Below are 17,057 nucleotides of genomic sequence, written 5' to 3' on the forward strand. Positions count from 1 at the left end.
GCTCCCGTGAATCGTTTCCGATTCCCCGAAACCGTCCCCCTCCGGCATGCCTCGCCCGCGGCAAGGCATCGCGCGAGCATGCCCTTCCTCCATGAGGACACTCCCCGTGACCAGAATCAGACACGCCCTCATCCCCGCCCTGCTGGCGAGCCTCCTCGTCGCGTGCGGCTCCGCCTCGGGCGCGGCCAAGCCCGGCGGGCTCGAGGTGACCGAGCTGCGCTACCAGGGCAGCGTCGGCGCCGTCACCTTCCCCGAGCTGGCCGAGCATCTCGGCTACCTCGCGCCCATCAAGCTCAAGTGGATCGGCAACACCATCTCCGGCCCGCAGGACATCCAGGCGGCGGCCACCGGGCAGACCGACTTCGGCGGCGCGTTCAACGGCGCCATCGTCAAGCTCGCCGCGGCCAAGGCCCCCATCAAGGCGGTGATCGGCTACTACGGCAGTGACAAGGACAGCTACGTCGGCTACTACGTGGCCGACGGCTCACCGATCAAGGGTCCCCGCGACCTGATCGGCAAGAAGATCGGGGTCAACACCCTCGGGGCGCACCTCGAGGCCGTGGTGAAGGAGTACCTCAAGCGCGGCGGCCTGACCCCGCAGGAGATCGGCAAGGTGGAACTGGTGGTCGTGCCGCCGGTCAACACCGAGCAGGCCCTGCGCCAGGGCCAGATCGACGTGGCCGCGCTGTCCGGCATCCTGCGGGACAAGGCGCTGCAGCGCGGCGGCATCCGCCCGCTGTTCAAGGACATCGACCTGTTCGGGCCGTTCACCGCCGGCAGCGTCGTGCTCACCCAGCGGTTCATCCAGCGGAACCCGAACACCACCAGGAAGTTCGTCGAGGGCTTCGCCAAGGCGGTCGAGTGGACGCAGACCCACTCCCGCGAGGAGGTGATCGCCGAGTACAAGAAGATCATCGATGGCCGGGGCAGGAGCGAGGACGCCGGCGGGATCACCTTCTGGAAGAGCAGCGGCGTGGCCAACAAGGGCGGCGTGATCGACGCCAAGGAGTTCCAGACCTGGGTCGACTGGCTGGAACGCGAGGGAGAGATCAGGCCCGGCCAGGTCAAGGTCGCCGACCTCTACACCAACGAGTACAACCCCTTCAAGCGCGGGAGCGCGTCGTGAGCCGAGCCCTCACCGAGCAGCAGCATGAACGCCCGATCGTCGAAGGAGTCGTCGTGCCCGCGACCGTCGGGGACGCCGGGACCCGTACGAAGATCGGCCTCCGGGACGTCGGCAAGGTGTTCCAGATCAGGGGATCCGACCGGCCGTTCACCGCGATCGAAGGAGTCGGCCTCGACGTGCGGGAAGGGGAGTTCCTCACCCTGGTCGGCCCGAGCGGCTGCGGCAAGTCCACCCTGCTCGACCTGATCGCCGGCCTCACCGCGCCGACCGGCGGCGAGGTCCTCATCGACGGCCGGCCGGTCACCGGGCCCGGCCTGGACCGGGGGATCGTCTTCCAGCAGTACGCCCTGTTCCCCTGGCGCACGGCCCTGGCCAACATCGAGTTCGGGCTGGAGGCCAAGGACGTCGCCAAGAAGGAACGGCGGGAACGGGCCCGCCACTACCTGGACCTCGTCGGGCTGACCGGGTTCGAGCAGCGCTACCCGCACGAGCTGTCCGGCGGCATGCGCCAGCGCGTCGCCATCGCCCGCAGCCTCGCGTTCGACCCGGACGTGCTGCTGATGGACGAGCCGTTCGCCGCGCTCGACGCCCAGACCCGCGAGTTGCTCCAGGAGGAGCTGCTGCGCATCTGGGAAAAGACGAACAAGACCATCGTGTTCATCACCCACGGCATCGACGAGGCCGTCTACCTCGGCCAGCGGGTCGCGGTGATGACCTCCAGGCCCGGCCGGATCAAGAAGATCATCGACATCGCGTTCGACTCGCGTGAGGGCGACCTGCGCGCCCACCCGCGCTTCGGGGAGTACCGCCACGAGATCTGGACGTTGCTGCGCGACGAGGTCGCGGCGGCTCAGGAGCAGGAGCGGAACATTGGCTGACACACTCGCCGCCCCCGGGAACGCGACCACGGAAACCGCGACCGCCGCGCCCGTGACCCCCGGCACCGTGACCCCCGGAGCCGCCGCGCCCGGGACCGCGACCACCGGCCTGGAGGCATCCAAGGCCGCCCCGGCCGCGGGTGCGCGCGGGGACGTCCCCACCGCAGGTGACCTGGCCACCCGGTTCTTCAAGGTCTCGGGGAAGGGGCGGCCCTCGGCGGCGTCGCGGACGGCGCTGCTGCTGCGGCGGTCCCTGGCGCTGATCCTGCTGGCCGCCGTCTGGGAGGTGCTGCCCCGCACCGGGGTGGTCGACCCGGTGTTCGTCCCGCCGCTGTCGGAGGACCTGGTCGCCTGGTACGACCTGCTGGTCAGCGGGCAGTTACTGGAGCATTTCCAGGCGTCGCTGATCCGCTCCCTCGCCGGCTTCGGCCTGGCCATCGTGCTGGCCATCCCGCTGGGCCTGGCCATCGGCTGGTACCGGCCGGTCGCCGACTTCCTCAGCCCGGTGCTGGAGCTGTTCCGCAACACCTCGCCCGTGGCCCTGCTGCCGGTCTTCATCCTCATCTTCGGCCTGGGCGAACCTTCGAAGATCATCTTCGTGCTCTACGCCTGCGCCTGGCCGATCCTGCTCAACACCGTCGGCGGCGTGAAGACCGTCGAACCGCTGCTGATCAAGTCGGCCCGCTCCATGGGACTCGGTCCGCTCCGGCTCTTCCAGAAGGTGATCCTCCCGGCCGCCGTGCCGACCATCTTCACCGGGATACGGCTGGCCGGCGCCTACTCGATCCTCGTGCTGCTGTTCGCCGAGATGGTCGGGGCCAAGGCCGGCCTCGGCTACCTCATCCAGGACGCGCAGTTCAGCTTCCGCATCCCCGACATGTACGCCGGGATCATCACGATCTCGGTGCTCGGCCTGCTGTTCAACCTGCTCCTGGTCACCGTGGAGCGCCGCTTTTCGACGTGGAGGACCTCATGACTGCCCGCAAGCTGCACCTGAACGCGTTCCTCATGGGCGTCGGCCACCACGAGGCGGCCTGGCGCCACCCGCGCGCCGAACCCGCCCGCCTCACCGACGTCCGCCACTACCAGGAACTGGCGCGCATCGCCGAGCGCGGCAAGCTCGACTCGGTCTTCCTCGCCGACGGCCTGGCCCTGCAGGGCAACGTCCGGCACAACGCGCTCGGCGGCCTGGAGCCCCTCACCCTGCTGTCGGCGCTGGCGGTCGTCACCGACCACATCGGCCTGATCGCGACCGTCTCCACCACCTACAACGAGCCGTTCCACGTGGCACGCAAGTTCGCCTCCCTGGACCACATCAGCGGCGGCCGGGCCGGATGGAACATCGTCACCTCCGCGAGCGAGGCCGAGGCGCGCAACTTCGGCGTCGAACGCCCCGCGCACGCTGACCGCTACGCCAGGGCGACCGAGTTCGTGGAGGTCGTCACCAAGCTGTGGGACAGCTGGGAGGACGACGCGGTCCTGGGCGACCGCCGCAGCGGGGACTACGCCGACACCGGCAAGATCCACCCGCTCGAGCACGAAGGCGCCCACTTCCGGGTCGAGGGCCCGCTGAACACCTCCCGCCCGCCGCAGGGCCACCCCCTGCTGGTCCAGGCCGGATCCTCGCAGGACGGCAAGGAGTTCGCCGCCCGCTTCGCCGAGGCGGTCTTCACCGCGCAGCAGACCCTCGCGGACGCCCAGGACTTCTACACCGACATCAAGTCACGCCTCGCCCGGTACGACAGGCATCTCGACGAGCTGCTGATCCTGCCCGGCATCTCGCCGATCATCGGTTCCACCGAGCGCGAGGCGTTACGGCTGGAGAAGGAGCTCGAAGAGCTCATCATCCCCGCGTACGGGCTGGCCCAGCTCTCGCACCTGGTGGGCATCGAGCTGCAGGAGGACGCGCTGGACAGGCAGTTGCCCGACGTCCCCGTCGAGACGGAGGGGGCGCAGAGCCGCCGCAAGCTCGTCATCGAGCTCGCCCGCCGCGAGAACCTGACCGTACGCGAGCTCCTCGGCCGGCTCGCCGGCGGGCGGGGGCACCGGGTCGTGACCGGCACCCCGGAGCAGATCGCCGACGAGATCCAGACGTGGTTCGAGAACGGCGCGGCCGACGGATTCAACATCATGCCGCCGATCCTGCCGGGCGGCCTGGAGCACTTCGTCGACCATGTCGTGCCCGAACTACAGGCCAGAGGACTGTTCCGCACCGAGTACGAGGGCCGCACGCTGCGCGGCAACTACGGACTCGCCCGGCCCGCCTCCCGCCACGCGGCGGCAGAGGAGAGCGAACGGCTGGACGTGGCGGTGGCCTCATGACCTCGCTGATGACGCTTCCCCAGGTGGCGGCGGTGCTCAAGGAAGGAACGGGAATTTGACCGAGACCCTGCCGGCCCAGGAACGCGGCACGGCGCAGGGCCGGGCGGTGGACCACGACGTCTTCCGCCAGGCCCTCGCCGTGCACGCCGCGGGCGTCGTCGTGATCACCGCGCAGAGCGAGGGAGTGCCCGTCGGCCTGACCGCCACCTCGTTCTCCTCGGTCAGCCTGGATCCGCCCCTGGTCTCCTTCTATGTGGACCAGGCCTCCACCACCTGGCCCTGGCTGCGGACCGCGGACCACTTCGCGGTCAACATCCTGGCCGGTGACCAGGCGGAGGTGGCGTCGCGGTTCGCCCGCAAGGGCGTGGACCGCTTCGCCGAGCCCACCCGGTGGCGTCCGGGACCGCTCGGGGCGCCGCTGCTGCAGGACGTCTCCGCGCATCTGGTCTGCCTTCCCTACGAGACGTTCACCGTGGGGGACCACGTCTTGGTCGTGGGCCTGGTCGCGGAGGCGGAAGTGCACAAGCCGGGCCGCCCCCTGCTGTACCACCAGGGCCGCTTCGGCCGTTTCATCCCCCACCCCTGACCCACATCCGCTCACCGGCCCGCTCCATCGCCCACCTCGGACCGGTGCTCGCCGGCCCGTTCACGACCCCCTGACCGGTACTCACGGCACGTTTCACGACCCCCTGATCGGTGCGCCCACCTGCCCGGCTCACGCCCCCGGGCCGGTGGGCGCACCTTTTTGCGCCCGGGTCAGGTGGGCGTACCCCGTCGAGGAGAACCGGCGCCGGCGACAATGCCCCGAATCTCCGGCATACCGAGCACACGGGATGCCGGAGGGACGGCTCAGTCGTGCAGGAGTTTGTCGCGGTTTTCAATGATTGCTCTCCCAGCATTGGCCGGACGGTTAGCTTCGATCACTAGACCTGGCATCTGATCGGACTTGCTCACGGGCGGCTGTCACATGGCTGATTCGGTCAATCTCGCCGACCCGCGAAGCTGTCCCGCAGCGGAGGAAGAATTGATGCGAGCTGTCCAACTGTTGACCGCGTCGGCCGCCGTCGTGGCCCTGGCCGGCCTGGCCTCCCCGGCCACGGCACAGGCGTCCCCGGGCGACACCGCCCATTCCCGGCACATCGAGGTCCGCCGTGATCACAAGGACGTCCGGGTGCCCGTCGTCGTGCGGAAGTCCGGCGAGGCGGTCGTCGACCTGAACACCTCAGCGCCCGGCACGGACTGGGCGGTGAAGGGTTCCGAGTCGGCGGTCGTGTCCATCTCGGTCGACAACCGGTACGCCACCGACCTGGTCGTCTCCGGCGGGCAGCCCCTTCACCGGCAGCTCGCGCTGGGCCGGCTCACCGCCGGCGTGCACATGCTGCGCCTGCACTTCGCCGGCGAGCGGTCCGCGGCCGCGAGCAGGTCCGTCGTACTGGACGCCCTGAAGGTCTCGACGTACGCGCCAGGAAGCCCCGAGTACCTGGTGCTGCGGTACGCGCCCGTCGTCTACGGGCGCAACCTCGCCGACCTCGGCGGCCCGTACCAGAACGCGACCAGCGACACCCCGCTCATCGCCTGGCACGACTCGGCGCCGGCCGCCACTCCCGGCCACACGAAGCTCACCTACTCGGTGGTGTGGAGCAACGAGGACGGCGGAACGAACACGCCTGCGCTGATGGCCCGCTGGGGTCGCACCACCGACATCGAGTGGATCTACGACGTCGAGGTCGACGAGAACGGCGACCGGGTAGCGGGCAGCGACACCTACCAGGCTGCGAACCACCAGACGCTGCACTTCTCCGGCAAGTACGAAGGCGACCACGCCCTGCTCGAGACCTGCACGTCGAACAACAACATGTGCGACACCGTGGACGACCCCATGCGGTTCTTCCTGTCGCCCCTGCAGACGCTGCCGGCCGGCCAGGCCCGCGAGTACCTCATGGACACCAACTCCTGGACCTACGAGATCATGGCCAAGGAGATGCTCCGCGAGGGAAAGATCGAAGTTCCCTCGGCGACCACCCCGGCCACGCCTGAGGTGAGCGACCAGCGCAACTACCTGTACGCGGTGGTCAAGAAGACTACGCAGCCGGCCAACGCGGGATCGTCCTGGGTCGGGGTCGCGCTCGGCGTCCGCCTCGTCAACGGTGACACCGTCTACCTGTCCAACCATGTGGACCCGACGTGGTCCATCCAGCGTGACGACCCGGCGGCCACCACGGTCGAGTTGCCGGCCGGCACGACGGCCGACGACATCGCCGAGGTGACCGCCCACCGCGTCGTGGTGGGCACCGACACCGGCGCCACCGTGCACGTCACCGCGATCAAGCGCGGCTTCCTGCTCGGCCAGGACTACCTTCCCCAGCAGTCCTTCCTGAACTGGACCGGCGACGTGGTCCTCGACGGAAGCACCACCTCGGCGGTGCTCTGGCACCGCTGACCGCACCACATGGCGGGCGCCGGCCGGGGCGCCCGCCATGACGGAAGGCTCAGCCGGCGTGCTGCGCCGTGCAGGGGCGGCCGGCGCAGACGTCGACCACCAGGCCGTAGCGGAGGAAGTACGCCTTCTGGGTGCGTGCCGTCGCGTCGGCGCGCGGGTCCTCGTGGGAGTCGGTGCCGTACTGCGGGCCGATCGGCGGGGTGTTGGTCACCGGGGGAGCGGGCGTGCCGCTGTCCCACACGACCATCGCCGACCCCGGATAGGGTCCGCGCGGCAACGCCGGAATGCCCCAGTACGGCACGGCGTCGGGGTTGCGGCCCGCCGCGATCGCGGGCTGGTGGACCCGGGCGCCGATCGTCCGCGCCTCCACCTCGGCGGCGACCGTCGACACCTGGTGGTCGCCGAACGCGACGTGCATCAGGATGCGGTGCCGGGGGGAGCCGGGAAGCGGGTCGCCGCCCAGGTGCTGGGCGTACCCGTTGGTCTCGGCCCGGTCCCACAGGATCTGCAGCAGGGCGAAGCACACCTGCTGGTCCAGCTTGTCGGGATAGTAGCCGTTCATGACCTGCTGGAAGGGCTGGAAGTCGACGCTGCGGTTGAGCAGCGTGCCGTAGTTCATCCCCGGGACCCCGAGCACGCCCCTGCGCACGTCGGGGGAGACGGCGACGAGCGCGCCGCCCGCGATGGCCCCCTGGCTGTTGCCGTCGTACGCCAGTTCCGCCCGATGGTCGATCAGCGATCGTCCCTTGCCGTCCTGGAACGCCTTGTCGCTCGCCAGCCCGTCCTTGGTGATCATGGCGCGGCCGAGGAAGACGAAGTTCAGCAAGCTCTGCTGGAGGCGGTCGGCCACGGTGTCGAAGCGGGAGAAGTCGGTGAACACCCCGCCGACGTTGGGGATGTCCTCCTGCGCCATGCCGATCCACGCGGTGGCACAGAAGACGAAGCCGTGCTCGCCGGCCATCGCCCTGACGTTGGAGGCCCGGACCTCGGTGATCCTGCCCAGCAGGCCGTGCCCGTACAGGGACGGGCGGGCCGGCCTGGTGAACGCGGTCCTCGGGATCTCGCACTGGAACCGGGCGCGCAGGTCGTCGCCGAGCGGCTCCGGCCTGCCGCCCGCGTCCCGGTTCAGCACCGAACCGGGCGGGCCGCCCGGCCGGTCGAGATAGTTGGGCACCAGGACCTCGCCGGTCACCTCGCGCGCGATGTTCGCGTCCTGCTCGAGGGTGAAGTCGGTGGCTGAGGTGACGGTGAACCGCGGGGACGCGCCGCGCAGCCGGCCGAGCGCCTCGTCGCGCATCCACAGCACCTGCCCGGCGAGGCCCTGCTCGCTGGCGACCGTGAAGTCCCAGGCCAGATAGAGGTTCCTGCCGCTCACTCCGGCTCGGGCTAGATCGCGCAGCGGGCGCCGCAGCGCGGCCTGCCGTGCGGCGAGCGGATCGTCATCGGGGACGGCGGCTCCGGCGAGCCGGGTGAACGTCGCAGGCGGGGCGATCATCGAGCCGGAGGAGTCCTTGAGGTCGCGAAGCGCGACGGCGTAGCGGTGGCCCTCCAGGAAGTTCTTCGCGGGCCGGACGATCAGGGCCTGCCGCGCCGGATCCTTCGCGCCTGCGTCCAGTTCCGCCCAGTACGGCCAGCGCTCGCCCGTCCGGGTGTCCACGATGACGATCGGGGCGTCCCGCCGCAGCGACCTGCCGACGTCGGTCACCGGCGCCGCCCCGGTGGCGGCCAGGTCGAGGCCGGGGACGTTGGTGAGCAGCATCGAGCCGGGCGAGAAGCCGTCGGAGCGGTTCCACGCCGCCGGGTCGATGGCCTTGCCCGCGGCGTTCTTCGGCGTCATCGCGCCGGACAGGTCGAGCCGCAGCCCGGTCGGCGTCCGGGCGCTCGCCGTGAACCAGTCGTTGGGGAAGGGCAGCAGGCAGTCGCCCCCGGCGATGGGGTCGCATCCCCGCGACGCCGGGGACCCCGCCGGGCTGGGAGTGCCCGAGGCGGGCGTGGCCGGGGCGGGAGTGTGAGTGGCGGGGGTGGGAGTGGGCGAGCCGGACGCCGCCAGGACGGGCGTGGCGCAGGCCATGAAGACCGAGGCCGCAAGGGTGAGGATCGAGAACGCGCGGTGCGGGGGCACATGTCCTCCTGAGTTGGAACACCTCAGTCGAAGATCGCACCCGCGTCGGGTTTTGTTGTGAAATTGGCTGAATCGCAATCAAAGGCGGCGGGCTACCCGCTTCTCGGACAAAGCGACCTTGCCGGACGGTCGCCCGCAAAGCGATCGGTGCCGGAGCGGCGGCCGGCGGGCGCGGGCACAATGGAAGGCGTGCCTCGACGCGATCCACGACCTCAAGCCCGTCTCGCCGCTCGCGCGCCATGCCCGTGCGGGCTTCCCGCGACCTACCAGGACTGCTGCGGGCGGCTGCACCGCGGCGTGGCCTCCGCGCCGACGGCCGAGGCGCTCATGCGTTCGCGGTTCAGCGCCTTCGCCGTCGGCGACGGCGCGTATCTCCAGCGCACCTGGCATCCCTCGACACGCCCGCCATTGGCCGGCCTCGACGCGGCGCTGCGGTGGACGAGCCTGGAGATACTCGAGACGACCGGCGGGACGCCCTTCCACACCGAGGGCACCGTCCGGTTCCGCGCCCACTACATCGAGCGTGGAACGGCGGGACACCTGGACGAGCACAGCCGGTTCGTCAGGCACGCGGGGGAATGGACGTACGTGGGCGCGCTGTAGTGGCGCGGACGCCCAAGGGCGATGCGGGTCCGGCCGTCAGGGGAACCCGTCAGGTCTTCCGGCGCCGGCGGAACAGGGAGCCTTTCGGAGCCGGGCGTGCCGGTGAGGGTTCGGCGGGGGCCGCCTCGGCGGGCCGGCGCGCCTTCCAGACGCGGACGACCTCTTCGACGTCGAAGGGCGTCAGGATGATCGGCGGGCCCGAAAGCGCCTTCCGGGTCCCCTCGACGATCTTCTCGTTGATGTCCGCCACGATCTCGCGTACCTCGGCCTCCGACCTCGCCGCCGCCGCCGCGGCGAGTGCCTCCTCGGCCTCCTTGCGCAGGGCGAGCGTGCCGGGCAAGGGGTAGGACAGGCCCTCGGCCCGCAGCTTCTGCTTGATCCACCACATCTCGTCGTGGGGCTTGCCCTGGTCGGGGAGGGGCTTTCCGCTGCCGGGCAGGTTGTCGAACTGCCCGCGCTCGGTGGCCTCGCGGATCTGCCGGTCGATCCACGTCTCGAAGGAGACGCCTGCGGGTTTGCGCTCTGTCACGGCTCCGCCTCCAGCCCTCCCGGTCCCAGCCCTCCCGGTCCGCGGTCACCTGCCACCCTAATCACCGCCCCGGCACCCCGGTGATCCGGCCCGTCCTCGCGCCCGGAGCGACCGCGACCAGGCCGGGGCAGGCCAGGTCAGGCAGGGCCGGCCGCCCTCGCGCGGCCGGCCCCGGTGGCGCCGGTGTTCGGTCCCGATGAAGACTCAGGCCAGTGCGGGCTCCTCGATGAGGGCGACGCGGACGGCCGCCGGATCGTCGCCGGAGAGCGGAGCGGCGAAGACCGCCGTCGCTCCGCCGGCCCCGTAGACCACGAAACGCAGGCCGTCCTCGTCCCACACGTCCAGCACGTCCGAGGTGAGCCGCGCGGACGCCGAGCAGTAGGCCGGGCTGAGATAGAGCAGGCGGAGCGTGACCTCGAGCGGGACGTCCTGCGGAGAGGGTGCGGCCAGCGGCCTGCGCAGCCGTACGAGGAGCCGGCGCAGGGGCACCAGCCAGTGGCGGTCCAGCTCCGGCGAGAGCAGCAGCAGCGCGGCCGCCTCCGCCAGGCCCACGACCGCGAGCGGTGGGTCGATCGGATACGGCCGCGCCCACACCGCCACGACGCTCGCGGCGAGCAGGAGCCCCGCGCGGGCGAAGCCGCGCCGGTCCACCGGACGGGAGTGCGCGCCCAGGCACCCGCACGAGGAGGTGGGCGCGGCCCGGCGCGCGTAGGTGAGATAGGCGAGGAAACCGGCGCAGAGCCCGGTGGCGGCCGCACCCTCCAGCGGCAGGACCGGTGGCAGCAGCAACGCCGCCGCCACCGCGAGTTCCAGCACCCCGATGAGCCGGAAAGCCGGGACCGCGCGCGCCGGGCCGACGAGCCTGGCCAGGGCGCTCTGCCCGGCCTGCGCCCGCAGGCGCCGGCCGAACAGTTTCACAAGGCCCGCCCACAGGAGGAAGAGGCCGATCACGTACGGCTGCAGCGCGGCGATCCCGTTCATGCATCGCTCCTAGTGGGGGGAGAAGACGGTGGCGATGTCCACCTGGTTGGTATCCGGCCGCCAGGCGCCCAGCACCTGTACGTGCTGGCCCACACGGAGCAGCGACAGGTCGGCGGAGGGCGGAGCGTCGGAGTAGACGGCGACCGACTTGCCCGCCACGCGGTGACAGAGGATCTCCTGCCCGTTGTGGTCGAGGTGGAGCTTCTCGCTGGTGATGTTCCGTACGTGGCCCTTGACGTTGACGATGTTGAGCCACACCGACTCGGCGGCGAGCACCCCGTCGGGCATGCGGACGCCCCGGGCGTAGAGCCCGTCACCCGGTTTGGCCTGGTCGAAGGCGACGGGGCCGAGCTTCCACAGGCTCGTGCCGTCGACGACCCTGATGCGGTGGAACACCATGTTGGAGCCCAGGACGAACAGGGTGTTGTCCTTGACGGAGCGGATCCGGCCCTCGGCGAAGTCGGGGTCGGGCGCGCCGGGGGCGACTCCGGGCGCGGCGGCGCCGAAGGCCGCCTCGGGGCCGAGGGATCCGAGTGCGGTCGCGGCGAGCACGCCGGCGCCGCCGCCGAGCACGGCGGACTTGAGCACTTGCCTTCTGCTGGTCATCGGCGGCCTCCTAGGGAACCGAGATCTCGCATGGGCGCAGACCGCTCGAAAGGCTGGCGATCTTGCTGTACGCGGCGGGGGTCAGGTCGATGAGCCGGTTGCTCGCGCAGGTCGCGCCGCAGCAGCTGCGCTCGCCGCAGAACAGGTCCGTCTGAGGGCCGCAGTCGGCGATGGAGGTGACGACGCTGGTGCCACTGCACAGTGCCGTGATCCGATGGGTGAAACCGCAGGTCCTGCGGGACAGCCCGACGCCGCAGCTGTCAGGCCGGGTGATCGCCCAGCAGGCGTCGGAGGTGTTGGGCCAGGCGTGTTGCATGCTGCCGGAGTTGCAGGTGCCGCAGGCTCCCCTGCCGGTGCTGCTGCACGGCCCCCAGGCCGAGCCGCAGCAGAACCAGGAGACCTCTCCTGTGACGGGACCGAGTAAGTCGACGGGTGGGTCAGCGGACTGGCTGCGCGCCATGCGCGTCCTCCTAGGGTGGCGGCTCGGGTCCCCCGATCTGGTGGTGCATTTACCGAAATTTTCTGACTTGATCTATGAATAGCATGTAATAAATCTTCGTCAATGACCATCTAGGGGATCACCCCGGAGCTATGGAAAGGCCCGGAACGGGCGACGCGGGCACCCGCCGACGTGATCGTGTGGCGCCGGACGCGAACGTGGCCGGCCGCCGGACGCCGGGGACGGCCGGCCGCCGTCGCCGAGGGGGCCGGCTCCGCTACCTGTGCTCGTCCGGGTCGCGGGCGAGGGAGCCGAGGAGGCGCGCCGCCTCGGTCACCACGGCCGGCAGCGCGCGCGCCGGATCCTCGGACCGGGCCAGGAGCATGCCGGCCTCGCACAGCGCGCCGAAGATCAGCTGGGCGCGGACGCGCAGCTCCCCGTCGACCATCCGGCCGTCCGCCGTGGCGGCGCGGAGGCCTTCGGTGAGCACCCGCAGCGTGTGCTCGTACTCGATCTCGCGAACCGCCTCCCAGCCGAGGACGGCCGGCCCGTCCAGCAGCACGATCCGCCGGAAGGCGGGGTCCAGGCAGTGCTCGAGGAAGGTCCGGCAGCCCTGGAGCAGCCCTGACCAGGTGTCGGGCTCCGCGGTGGCGGCACGCGCCAGCGCGGCGGAGATCTGCTCCTGCTCGCGGACGAAGACCTCGCGGAACAGCGTCGCCTTGTTGAGGAAGTGGTGGTAGGCGGCGCCCTTCGTCACGCCGGCCGCGGCGGCGATCGCCCCGATCGTGGTGGCGGCGTAGCCATCCCGGCCGAACAGCTCCTGCGCGGCGGCCACGAGCCTGGACGTGGTCACGTCCGACCGCTCGGCCTGGCTTCGGCGTGTCATTTCCCCCTCTTGACGGAAGTCGCGAAGCGAACGTAGGTTCGAGTTCCAGTTACATACCCACGGTATGGAAGTGAGTTGGTCATGACCACACCGCTCATCGCAATCTACGGTGCCACCGGGCACACAGGACGCTTGGTGGCCGCCGAGCTGCACGCCCGCGGCCAGCACATCGTGCTCGCGGGGCGGGACGCGACGGCGCTCCAGGCCATGGCCGACGAGCTCGGCGCCCGCGCCCACCCGGCCGCGGTGGACGACCCGGCGTCCCTGCGCGAGCTCGCCGAGAGCGCGACCGTCCTCATCAACTGCGCCGGGCCTTTCTCGGTGACCGGCGAGCCCGTCGCCTCCGCCGCCGCCGAGGCGGGATGCCACTACATCGACCACGCCGTCGAACCGCACCACGTCAAGCGCGTGTTCGACACCCTGCAGGCGCCGGCCCAGCGCACCGGAGCCACCATGATCCCCGCGCTCAGCTTCTACGGCGGCCTCGGCGACCTCCTCGCCGCCGCCGTGGCCGACGGCATGACCGACGTGGAACGGGTGACGATCGCCTACGCGGTGACCGGCTGGCGGATGACCACCGGAGCACTGAACACCGCCAGGCAGCTGTTCGCCGAGACCCAGCGCATCGGCTTCTCCGACGGCGCGCTGCGCGTCGGCTACGTGGAGCCGCGCAACGCTGTGTTCGCCTTCCCGCCGCCCCTCGGGCCCCGCACGATGATCGCGCCGGTGCCCTTCCCCGAGGCCATCACCATCCCCCGGCACGTCCCCGCCCGCCACGTCGAGGCGATGCTGACCGCCAGGACCTTCGAGGAGGAGCAGGTGTTCACCAGCGAGGACGCCGGCGCCGAGGCGCGGGCGGCCACGGACTTCACCGTCGCCGTCCAGGCGATCACCGACCACGGCGGCCGTGCGGGGCAGATCACCGGGCACGACCTCTGGCGGGCCGGCGCGCTCGCCTCGGTGGAGGGCGCCATGCGTCTGCTGGGCGACGATGGCGCGGCCAAGAGCGGCGTCCTCAGCGCCGCCGAGGTCTTCCCCGCCGAGCCCTTCCTGCGCGAGCTCGAACGGCTCGGCGCCTTCACCGTCACCCTGTGAAACCCGATCGAGGAGACACCATGGAACCGGTACTGGTCACGGGAGCGGCAGGCGGGCGGCAGGGGTCGACCGGCCGGCACGTCACACGGCTGCTCCTCGAACGCGGCCGGCCCGTACGGGCGTTCGTGCGCGCGGACGACGCCAGGGCGGCCGAGCTGCGGTCATGGGGCGCGGAGGTCGTCGTCGGTGACCTGCGGGAGATCACCTCGGTGATCCCGGCCCTGCAGGGGGTGCGCCGGGCGTTCTTCACCTATCCGGTCACCGAGGGCATGCTCGACGCCACCGCCGTCTTCGCCGCGGCGGCCCGGCGCGAAGGGCTGGAGCAGGTGGTCGAGGTGTCGCAACTCGCGGCCGACCCCTACGCCGGCACTCCGCACATGCGGCGGCACTGGGTGTCGGAACAGGTCTTCGACCGGGCGGAGGTGGGCGCGGTCCACCTGCGGGCCGCGGTGTTCTTCGAGAACCTCGCCGTGGTGGCGGACGCCGGCGGCGGGCGGGAGCTCAGGCTCCCGCTGGGGTCGCCCGAGACCGTGCTGCCGCTGGTCGCGGCGGCCGACGTCGCCCGGGTCGCGGCCGGGCTCCTCACCGCCCCCGCCGGTGAGGCCGACCCGATCTGCCGGCTGACCGGCGAGATCATGACCATCGGGCAGGCGGCGAAGACCTTCGGCGGCGGTCTGACCTACGTCGACCAGGACCCTGAGGAGTGGCGGCGCGAGGCGATGGCGCTCTACGACGACACCGTCGCCGTCGAGCACCTCTCGCACCTGTGGGAGCTCTTCCGGGTCATCGGAAGCGGCCACGACCTCTACCAGGTGACCGAGGCGATCGAACGGATCGGCGGACGCCCACCCCTGACCCTCCACGACTACACCTCGACCCCCTCATCCCCCTGAACCACCCGCCCACCGAACCGCCGCCTCCGCCCCCGGGCCCCACTGACCTCCTCGACGGCCGCGTCCCGCTGAACTCGTCCGCCGCGTCCCGGTGAATCTGTCGGTGATGGTTGCGATGATGCCCGTATGACATCGCCGTCTTCCATCGCCGGGTTTTGGGACGCCGCGGCCGGGCGGTTCGACGAGGAAGCCGATCACGGGCTACGGGACACCAGGGTGCGAGCCGCGTGGGCGCGGCGGCTGCGCGAGTGGCTGCCCGGTGGCCGGTCGTCGGTGCTCGACCTCGGGTGCGGCACGGGGTCGCTCACCCTGTTGCTGGCCGAGCAGGGGCACCGCCCGGTCGGCGTCGACCTGTCCCCGAGGATGATCGCCCATGCCCGCGCCAAGCTCGCCGGCGCCGAAGCCGAGGTCATGGTCGGAGACGCCGGCGATCCGCCGGTGGGGGAGCGGCGGTTCGACGCCGTGCTGGTCCGGCACCTGGTGTGGACCCTCCCCGATCCGCATGCCGCGTTGCGCCGCTGGATCTCCCTGCTGCGCCCCGGCGGCCGGCTGGTGCTGGTCGAGGGCCGGTGGAACATGCCACCGGACGCGCCCGCCTACGTCGAGGGAGCCGAAAGCCTCCCCTGGATGGGCGGGGTGGCGTCCAGCGTCCTCGCGGACGCGCTCCGGGGCTTGGTGACCGACCTGCGGGTGGAGCTCCTCATCGACCCCCTCCTGTGGGGCCGCCCCATCGACGACGAACGCTACGCCCTGATCGCCCACACCTGACCCCGCGCTCACGGTCGTCTGACCTGGCGACCGCCCGCATCTGATCATGGGCCGGGCTCACTCGACCCCCGAGCGTGCTCATTCGACCGCCCTCACCTCGTCGCGTGGCCACGCTCGCTTGAGGCGTATACCCAAGTGGGGTATGGTTCTATGGACGAGTAACCCGTAATGGAAGAGGTAGGACAACGCCATGGACCACTCCGCCCACGATCACGCCGAGCATGGTCCCGCCGGACGTGCGCAGGCCGAGCACGATCACGCTGAAGTTGGTCATGCCGGACGTGCTCAGGCCGACCGCGGTCCTGCCGAGCATGGTCCTGCAGGACGTGCTCAGGCGGAGCGTGGTCACGCCGGGCACGGCAGCGCGCATATGCGGGCCGGCACCTCCTGGCGCACCGCCGTCCAGGCGACACTGCACTGCCTGACAGGCTGTGCCATCGGCGAAGTCCTGGGCATGATCATCGGCACCGCGGCGGGGCTGCACTCCGGGGCCACCGTCGTGCTGTCGATCGCGCTGGCCTTCGTCTTCGGTTACGCGCTGACCATGCGCGGAGTGCTGAAGTCGGGTCTGGATGTGCGCCAGGCGCTGAAGGTCGCGTTGGCCGCCGACACCGTCTCCATCGCGGTCATGGAGATCATCGACAACACCGTGATGGTCGCCGTGCCCGGCGCCATGGACGCCGGCCTGGCGAGCGTCCTGTTCTGGGCGGCCCTGGCATTCTCCCTCGCCCTGGCCTTCGTGCTGACCGTGCCGGTCAACCGCTGGCTGATCGCCAAGGGCCGCGGACATGCCGTCGTCCACGCCTACCACCACTGAACTACCGGCCCGGCAGCCGGCAGATGAGCCGGCGCCGCCATCCGGCCGAGGCTGGACAGTCAGGGTTCCTGACCGTCCTCCGGGACACGCCGCGGTGAGCGCTGGTCGGGGGCTGGACGGCCGGTCTCTCTGACCGTTCTTCCGGGATACGCCGCGGTGAGCGCTGTCCGGATCGCCGGCGATATCGTTGCGGGATGGTGCGTCCGCGGCTTGTCGCCTTCGTCGCCGCGGGGGCGACGGTCATCGCGGGGCTGGGGATCCGCGCGGCGTTCGACGGCTCGGTGGCCAAGTACGCCGGGGACCTGCTCTACCGAACTGTGGGCCAGTGCTCCGGCGTTCACGCCGGGGGTGAAGGCCCACGCGGGAGTGCCCGCTAGGGCGCGAGCGTGCTCTAGCCTTCCGCGCCCGTGAGCGGGTCAGCTCAGGCGGGTTGTTTCTGCTGTTCGATGTACTGCTTGAGGACCGTGAGCGGTGCGCCGCCCACGCTTGCGGCGAAGTAGGAGCCGGACCAGAAATGCCCGCCCCACAGGTACTGGCGGACGTGAGCGCTGT

At 71.1% G+C, this 17,057-nt stretch carries 20 protein-coding genes; 12 read left to right on the top strand and 8 right to left on the bottom strand.

Annotation, left to right across the window (positions count from 1 at the left end; all coding sequences use genetic code 11):
- Positions 1-106: 106 nt before the first annotated feature.
- The 6 genes from MYF83_RS23925 (at position 107) to MYF83_RS23950 (ending at position 6,766) form a co-directional block, all read left to right on the top strand.
- Complete coding sequence (locus MYF83_RS23925) at positions 107-1,126, top strand: ABC transporter substrate-binding protein (protein WP_248962873.1); 1,020 nt, start codon at positions 107-109, stop codon at positions 1,124-1,126.
- Positions 1,127-1,218: 92 nt separating this feature from the next.
- Positions 1,219-2,004, top strand: a complete 786-nt coding sequence (locus tag MYF83_RS23930) for an ABC transporter ATP-binding protein (RefSeq protein WP_372500225.1) — start codon at positions 1,219-1,221, stop codon at positions 2,002-2,004.
- On the top strand, positions 1,997-2,980 hold the full coding sequence (locus tag MYF83_RS23935; protein ID WP_248962877.1) for an ABC transporter permease: 984 nt from the start codon (positions 1,997-1,999) through the stop codon (positions 2,978-2,980). The genes MYF83_RS23930 and MYF83_RS23935 overlap by 8 nt, the downstream gene beginning before the upstream one ends.
- The gene (locus tag MYF83_RS23940) at positions 2,977-4,326 is read left to right on the top strand and encodes an LLM class flavin-dependent oxidoreductase (RefSeq protein ID WP_248962878.1); all 1,350 of its coding nucleotides are present in this window, start codon (positions 2,977-2,979) and stop codon (positions 4,324-4,326) included. Before MYF83_RS23935 ends, MYF83_RS23940 begins: the two co-directional genes overlap by 4 nt.
- Before the next feature lie 55 nt (positions 4,327-4,381).
- Entirely contained in the window at positions 4,382-4,912 is a 531-nt protein-coding gene (locus tag MYF83_RS23945; protein ID WP_279339960.1) for a flavin reductase family protein, read from the top strand.
- A 441-nt stretch (positions 4,913-5,353) separates the two neighbouring features.
- Positions 5,354-6,766, top strand: a complete 1,413-nt coding sequence (locus MYF83_RS23950) for a hypothetical protein (RefSeq protein ID WP_248962879.1) — start codon at positions 5,354-5,356, stop codon at positions 6,764-6,766.
- Positions 6,767-6,815: 49 nt separating this feature from the next.
- On the opposite strand, the gene MYF83_RS23955 is transcribed toward MYF83_RS23950, so the two are convergent.
- Positions 6,816-8,888, bottom strand: coding sequence for a hypothetical protein (locus MYF83_RS23955; protein WP_248962880.1), 2,073 nt, complete (start codon positions 8,886-8,888; stop codon positions 6,816-6,818).
- Between the two features lie 180 nt (positions 8,889-9,068).
- On the opposite strand from MYF83_RS23955, the gene MYF83_RS23960 reads away from it, so the two are divergent.
- A complete protein-coding gene (locus tag MYF83_RS23960; protein WP_248962882.1) occupies positions 9,069-9,491 on the top strand; it encodes a YchJ family metal-binding protein in 423 nt (140 codons plus the stop codon).
- A 49-nt stretch (positions 9,492-9,540) separates the two neighbouring features.
- Here the strand turns inward: MYF83_RS23960 and MYF83_RS23965 are convergent, their stop codons facing one another.
- The 5 genes from MYF83_RS23965 to MYF83_RS23985 form a co-directional block, all read right to left on the bottom strand.
- Positions 9,541-10,020: a DnaJ family domain-containing protein gene (locus MYF83_RS23965; RefSeq protein WP_248962883.1), complete on the bottom strand. Its 480-nt coding sequence runs from the start codon at positions 10,018-10,020 to the stop codon at positions 9,541-9,543.
- Between the two features lie 204 nt (positions 10,021-10,224).
- On the bottom strand, positions 10,225-11,001 hold the full coding sequence (locus MYF83_RS23970) for a MauE/DoxX family redox-associated membrane protein (protein WP_248962884.1): 777 nt from the start codon (positions 10,999-11,001) through the stop codon (positions 10,225-10,227).
- Between the two features lie 9 nt (positions 11,002-11,010).
- Positions 11,011-11,607 carry a cell wall protein gene (locus MYF83_RS23975; RefSeq protein ID WP_248962885.1) on the bottom strand — a complete coding sequence of 199 codons (597 nt, stop codon included), beginning with the start codon at positions 11,605-11,607 and terminating at the stop codon, positions 11,011-11,013.
- A gap of 10 nt (positions 11,608-11,617) precedes the next feature.
- Positions 11,618-12,067: an RlpA-like double-psi beta-barrel domain-containing protein gene (locus MYF83_RS23980; protein ID WP_248962887.1), complete on the bottom strand. Its 450-nt coding sequence runs from the start codon at positions 12,065-12,067 to the stop codon at positions 11,618-11,620.
- A 256-nt stretch (positions 12,068-12,323) separates the two neighbouring features.
- Complete coding sequence (locus tag MYF83_RS23985) at positions 12,324-12,932, bottom strand: TetR/AcrR family transcriptional regulator (protein WP_248962888.1); 609 nt, start codon at positions 12,930-12,932, stop codon at positions 12,324-12,326.
- A gap of 81 nt (positions 12,933-13,013) precedes the next feature.
- Here MYF83_RS23985 and MYF83_RS23990 point away from each other — a divergent pair, with 81 nt between their 5' ends.
- From MYF83_RS23990 to MYF83_RS24000, 3 genes are all read left to right on the top strand, one after another.
- On the top strand, positions 13,014-14,027 hold the full coding sequence (locus MYF83_RS23990) for a saccharopine dehydrogenase NADP-binding domain-containing protein (RefSeq protein ID WP_248962890.1): 1,014 nt from the start codon (positions 13,014-13,016) through the stop codon (positions 14,025-14,027).
- A gap of 20 nt (positions 14,028-14,047) precedes the next feature.
- Positions 14,048-14,920, top strand: coding sequence for an NmrA family NAD(P)-binding protein (locus MYF83_RS23995; protein ID WP_248962891.1), 873 nt, complete (start codon positions 14,048-14,050; stop codon positions 14,918-14,920).
- A gap of 126 nt (positions 14,921-15,046) precedes the next feature.
- A complete protein-coding gene (locus MYF83_RS24000; protein ID WP_248962892.1) occupies positions 15,047-15,688 on the top strand; it encodes a class I SAM-dependent methyltransferase in 642 nt (213 codons plus the stop codon).
- Positions 15,689-15,836: 148 nt separating this feature from the next.
- On the opposite strand, the gene MYF83_RS24005 is transcribed toward MYF83_RS24000, so the two are convergent.
- Entirely contained in the window at positions 15,837-16,058 is a 222-nt protein-coding gene (locus MYF83_RS24005; protein ID WP_248962893.1) for a hypothetical protein, read from the bottom strand.
- Between MYF83_RS24005 and MYF83_RS24010 the strand changes: the two genes are divergently transcribed.
- Together MYF83_RS24010 and MYF83_RS24015 are read left to right on the top strand one after the other, a co-directional pair.
- Positions 16,059-16,505: a DUF4396 domain-containing protein gene (locus tag MYF83_RS24010; protein ID WP_248962894.1), complete on the top strand. Its 447-nt coding sequence runs from the start codon at positions 16,059-16,061 to the stop codon at positions 16,503-16,505.
- A 194-nt stretch (positions 16,506-16,699) separates the two neighbouring features.
- Entirely contained in the window at positions 16,700-16,882 is a 183-nt protein-coding gene (locus MYF83_RS24015; RefSeq protein WP_248962896.1) for a hypothetical protein, read from the top strand.
- 44 nt (positions 16,883-16,926) lie between these two features.
- Here the strand turns inward: MYF83_RS24015 and MYF83_RS24020 are convergent.
- Positions 16,927-17,057 (bottom strand): transposase (locus tag MYF83_RS24020; protein ID WP_248962221.1); only part of this gene is annotated, 131 nt, incomplete at its 5' end.

Source organism: Sphaerisporangium perillae, from assembly GCF_023276435.1.
In the GTDB taxonomy this organism is placed as follows: Bacteria; Actinomycetota; Actinomycetes; order Streptosporangiales; family Streptosporangiaceae; genus Sphaerisporangium; species Sphaerisporangium perillae.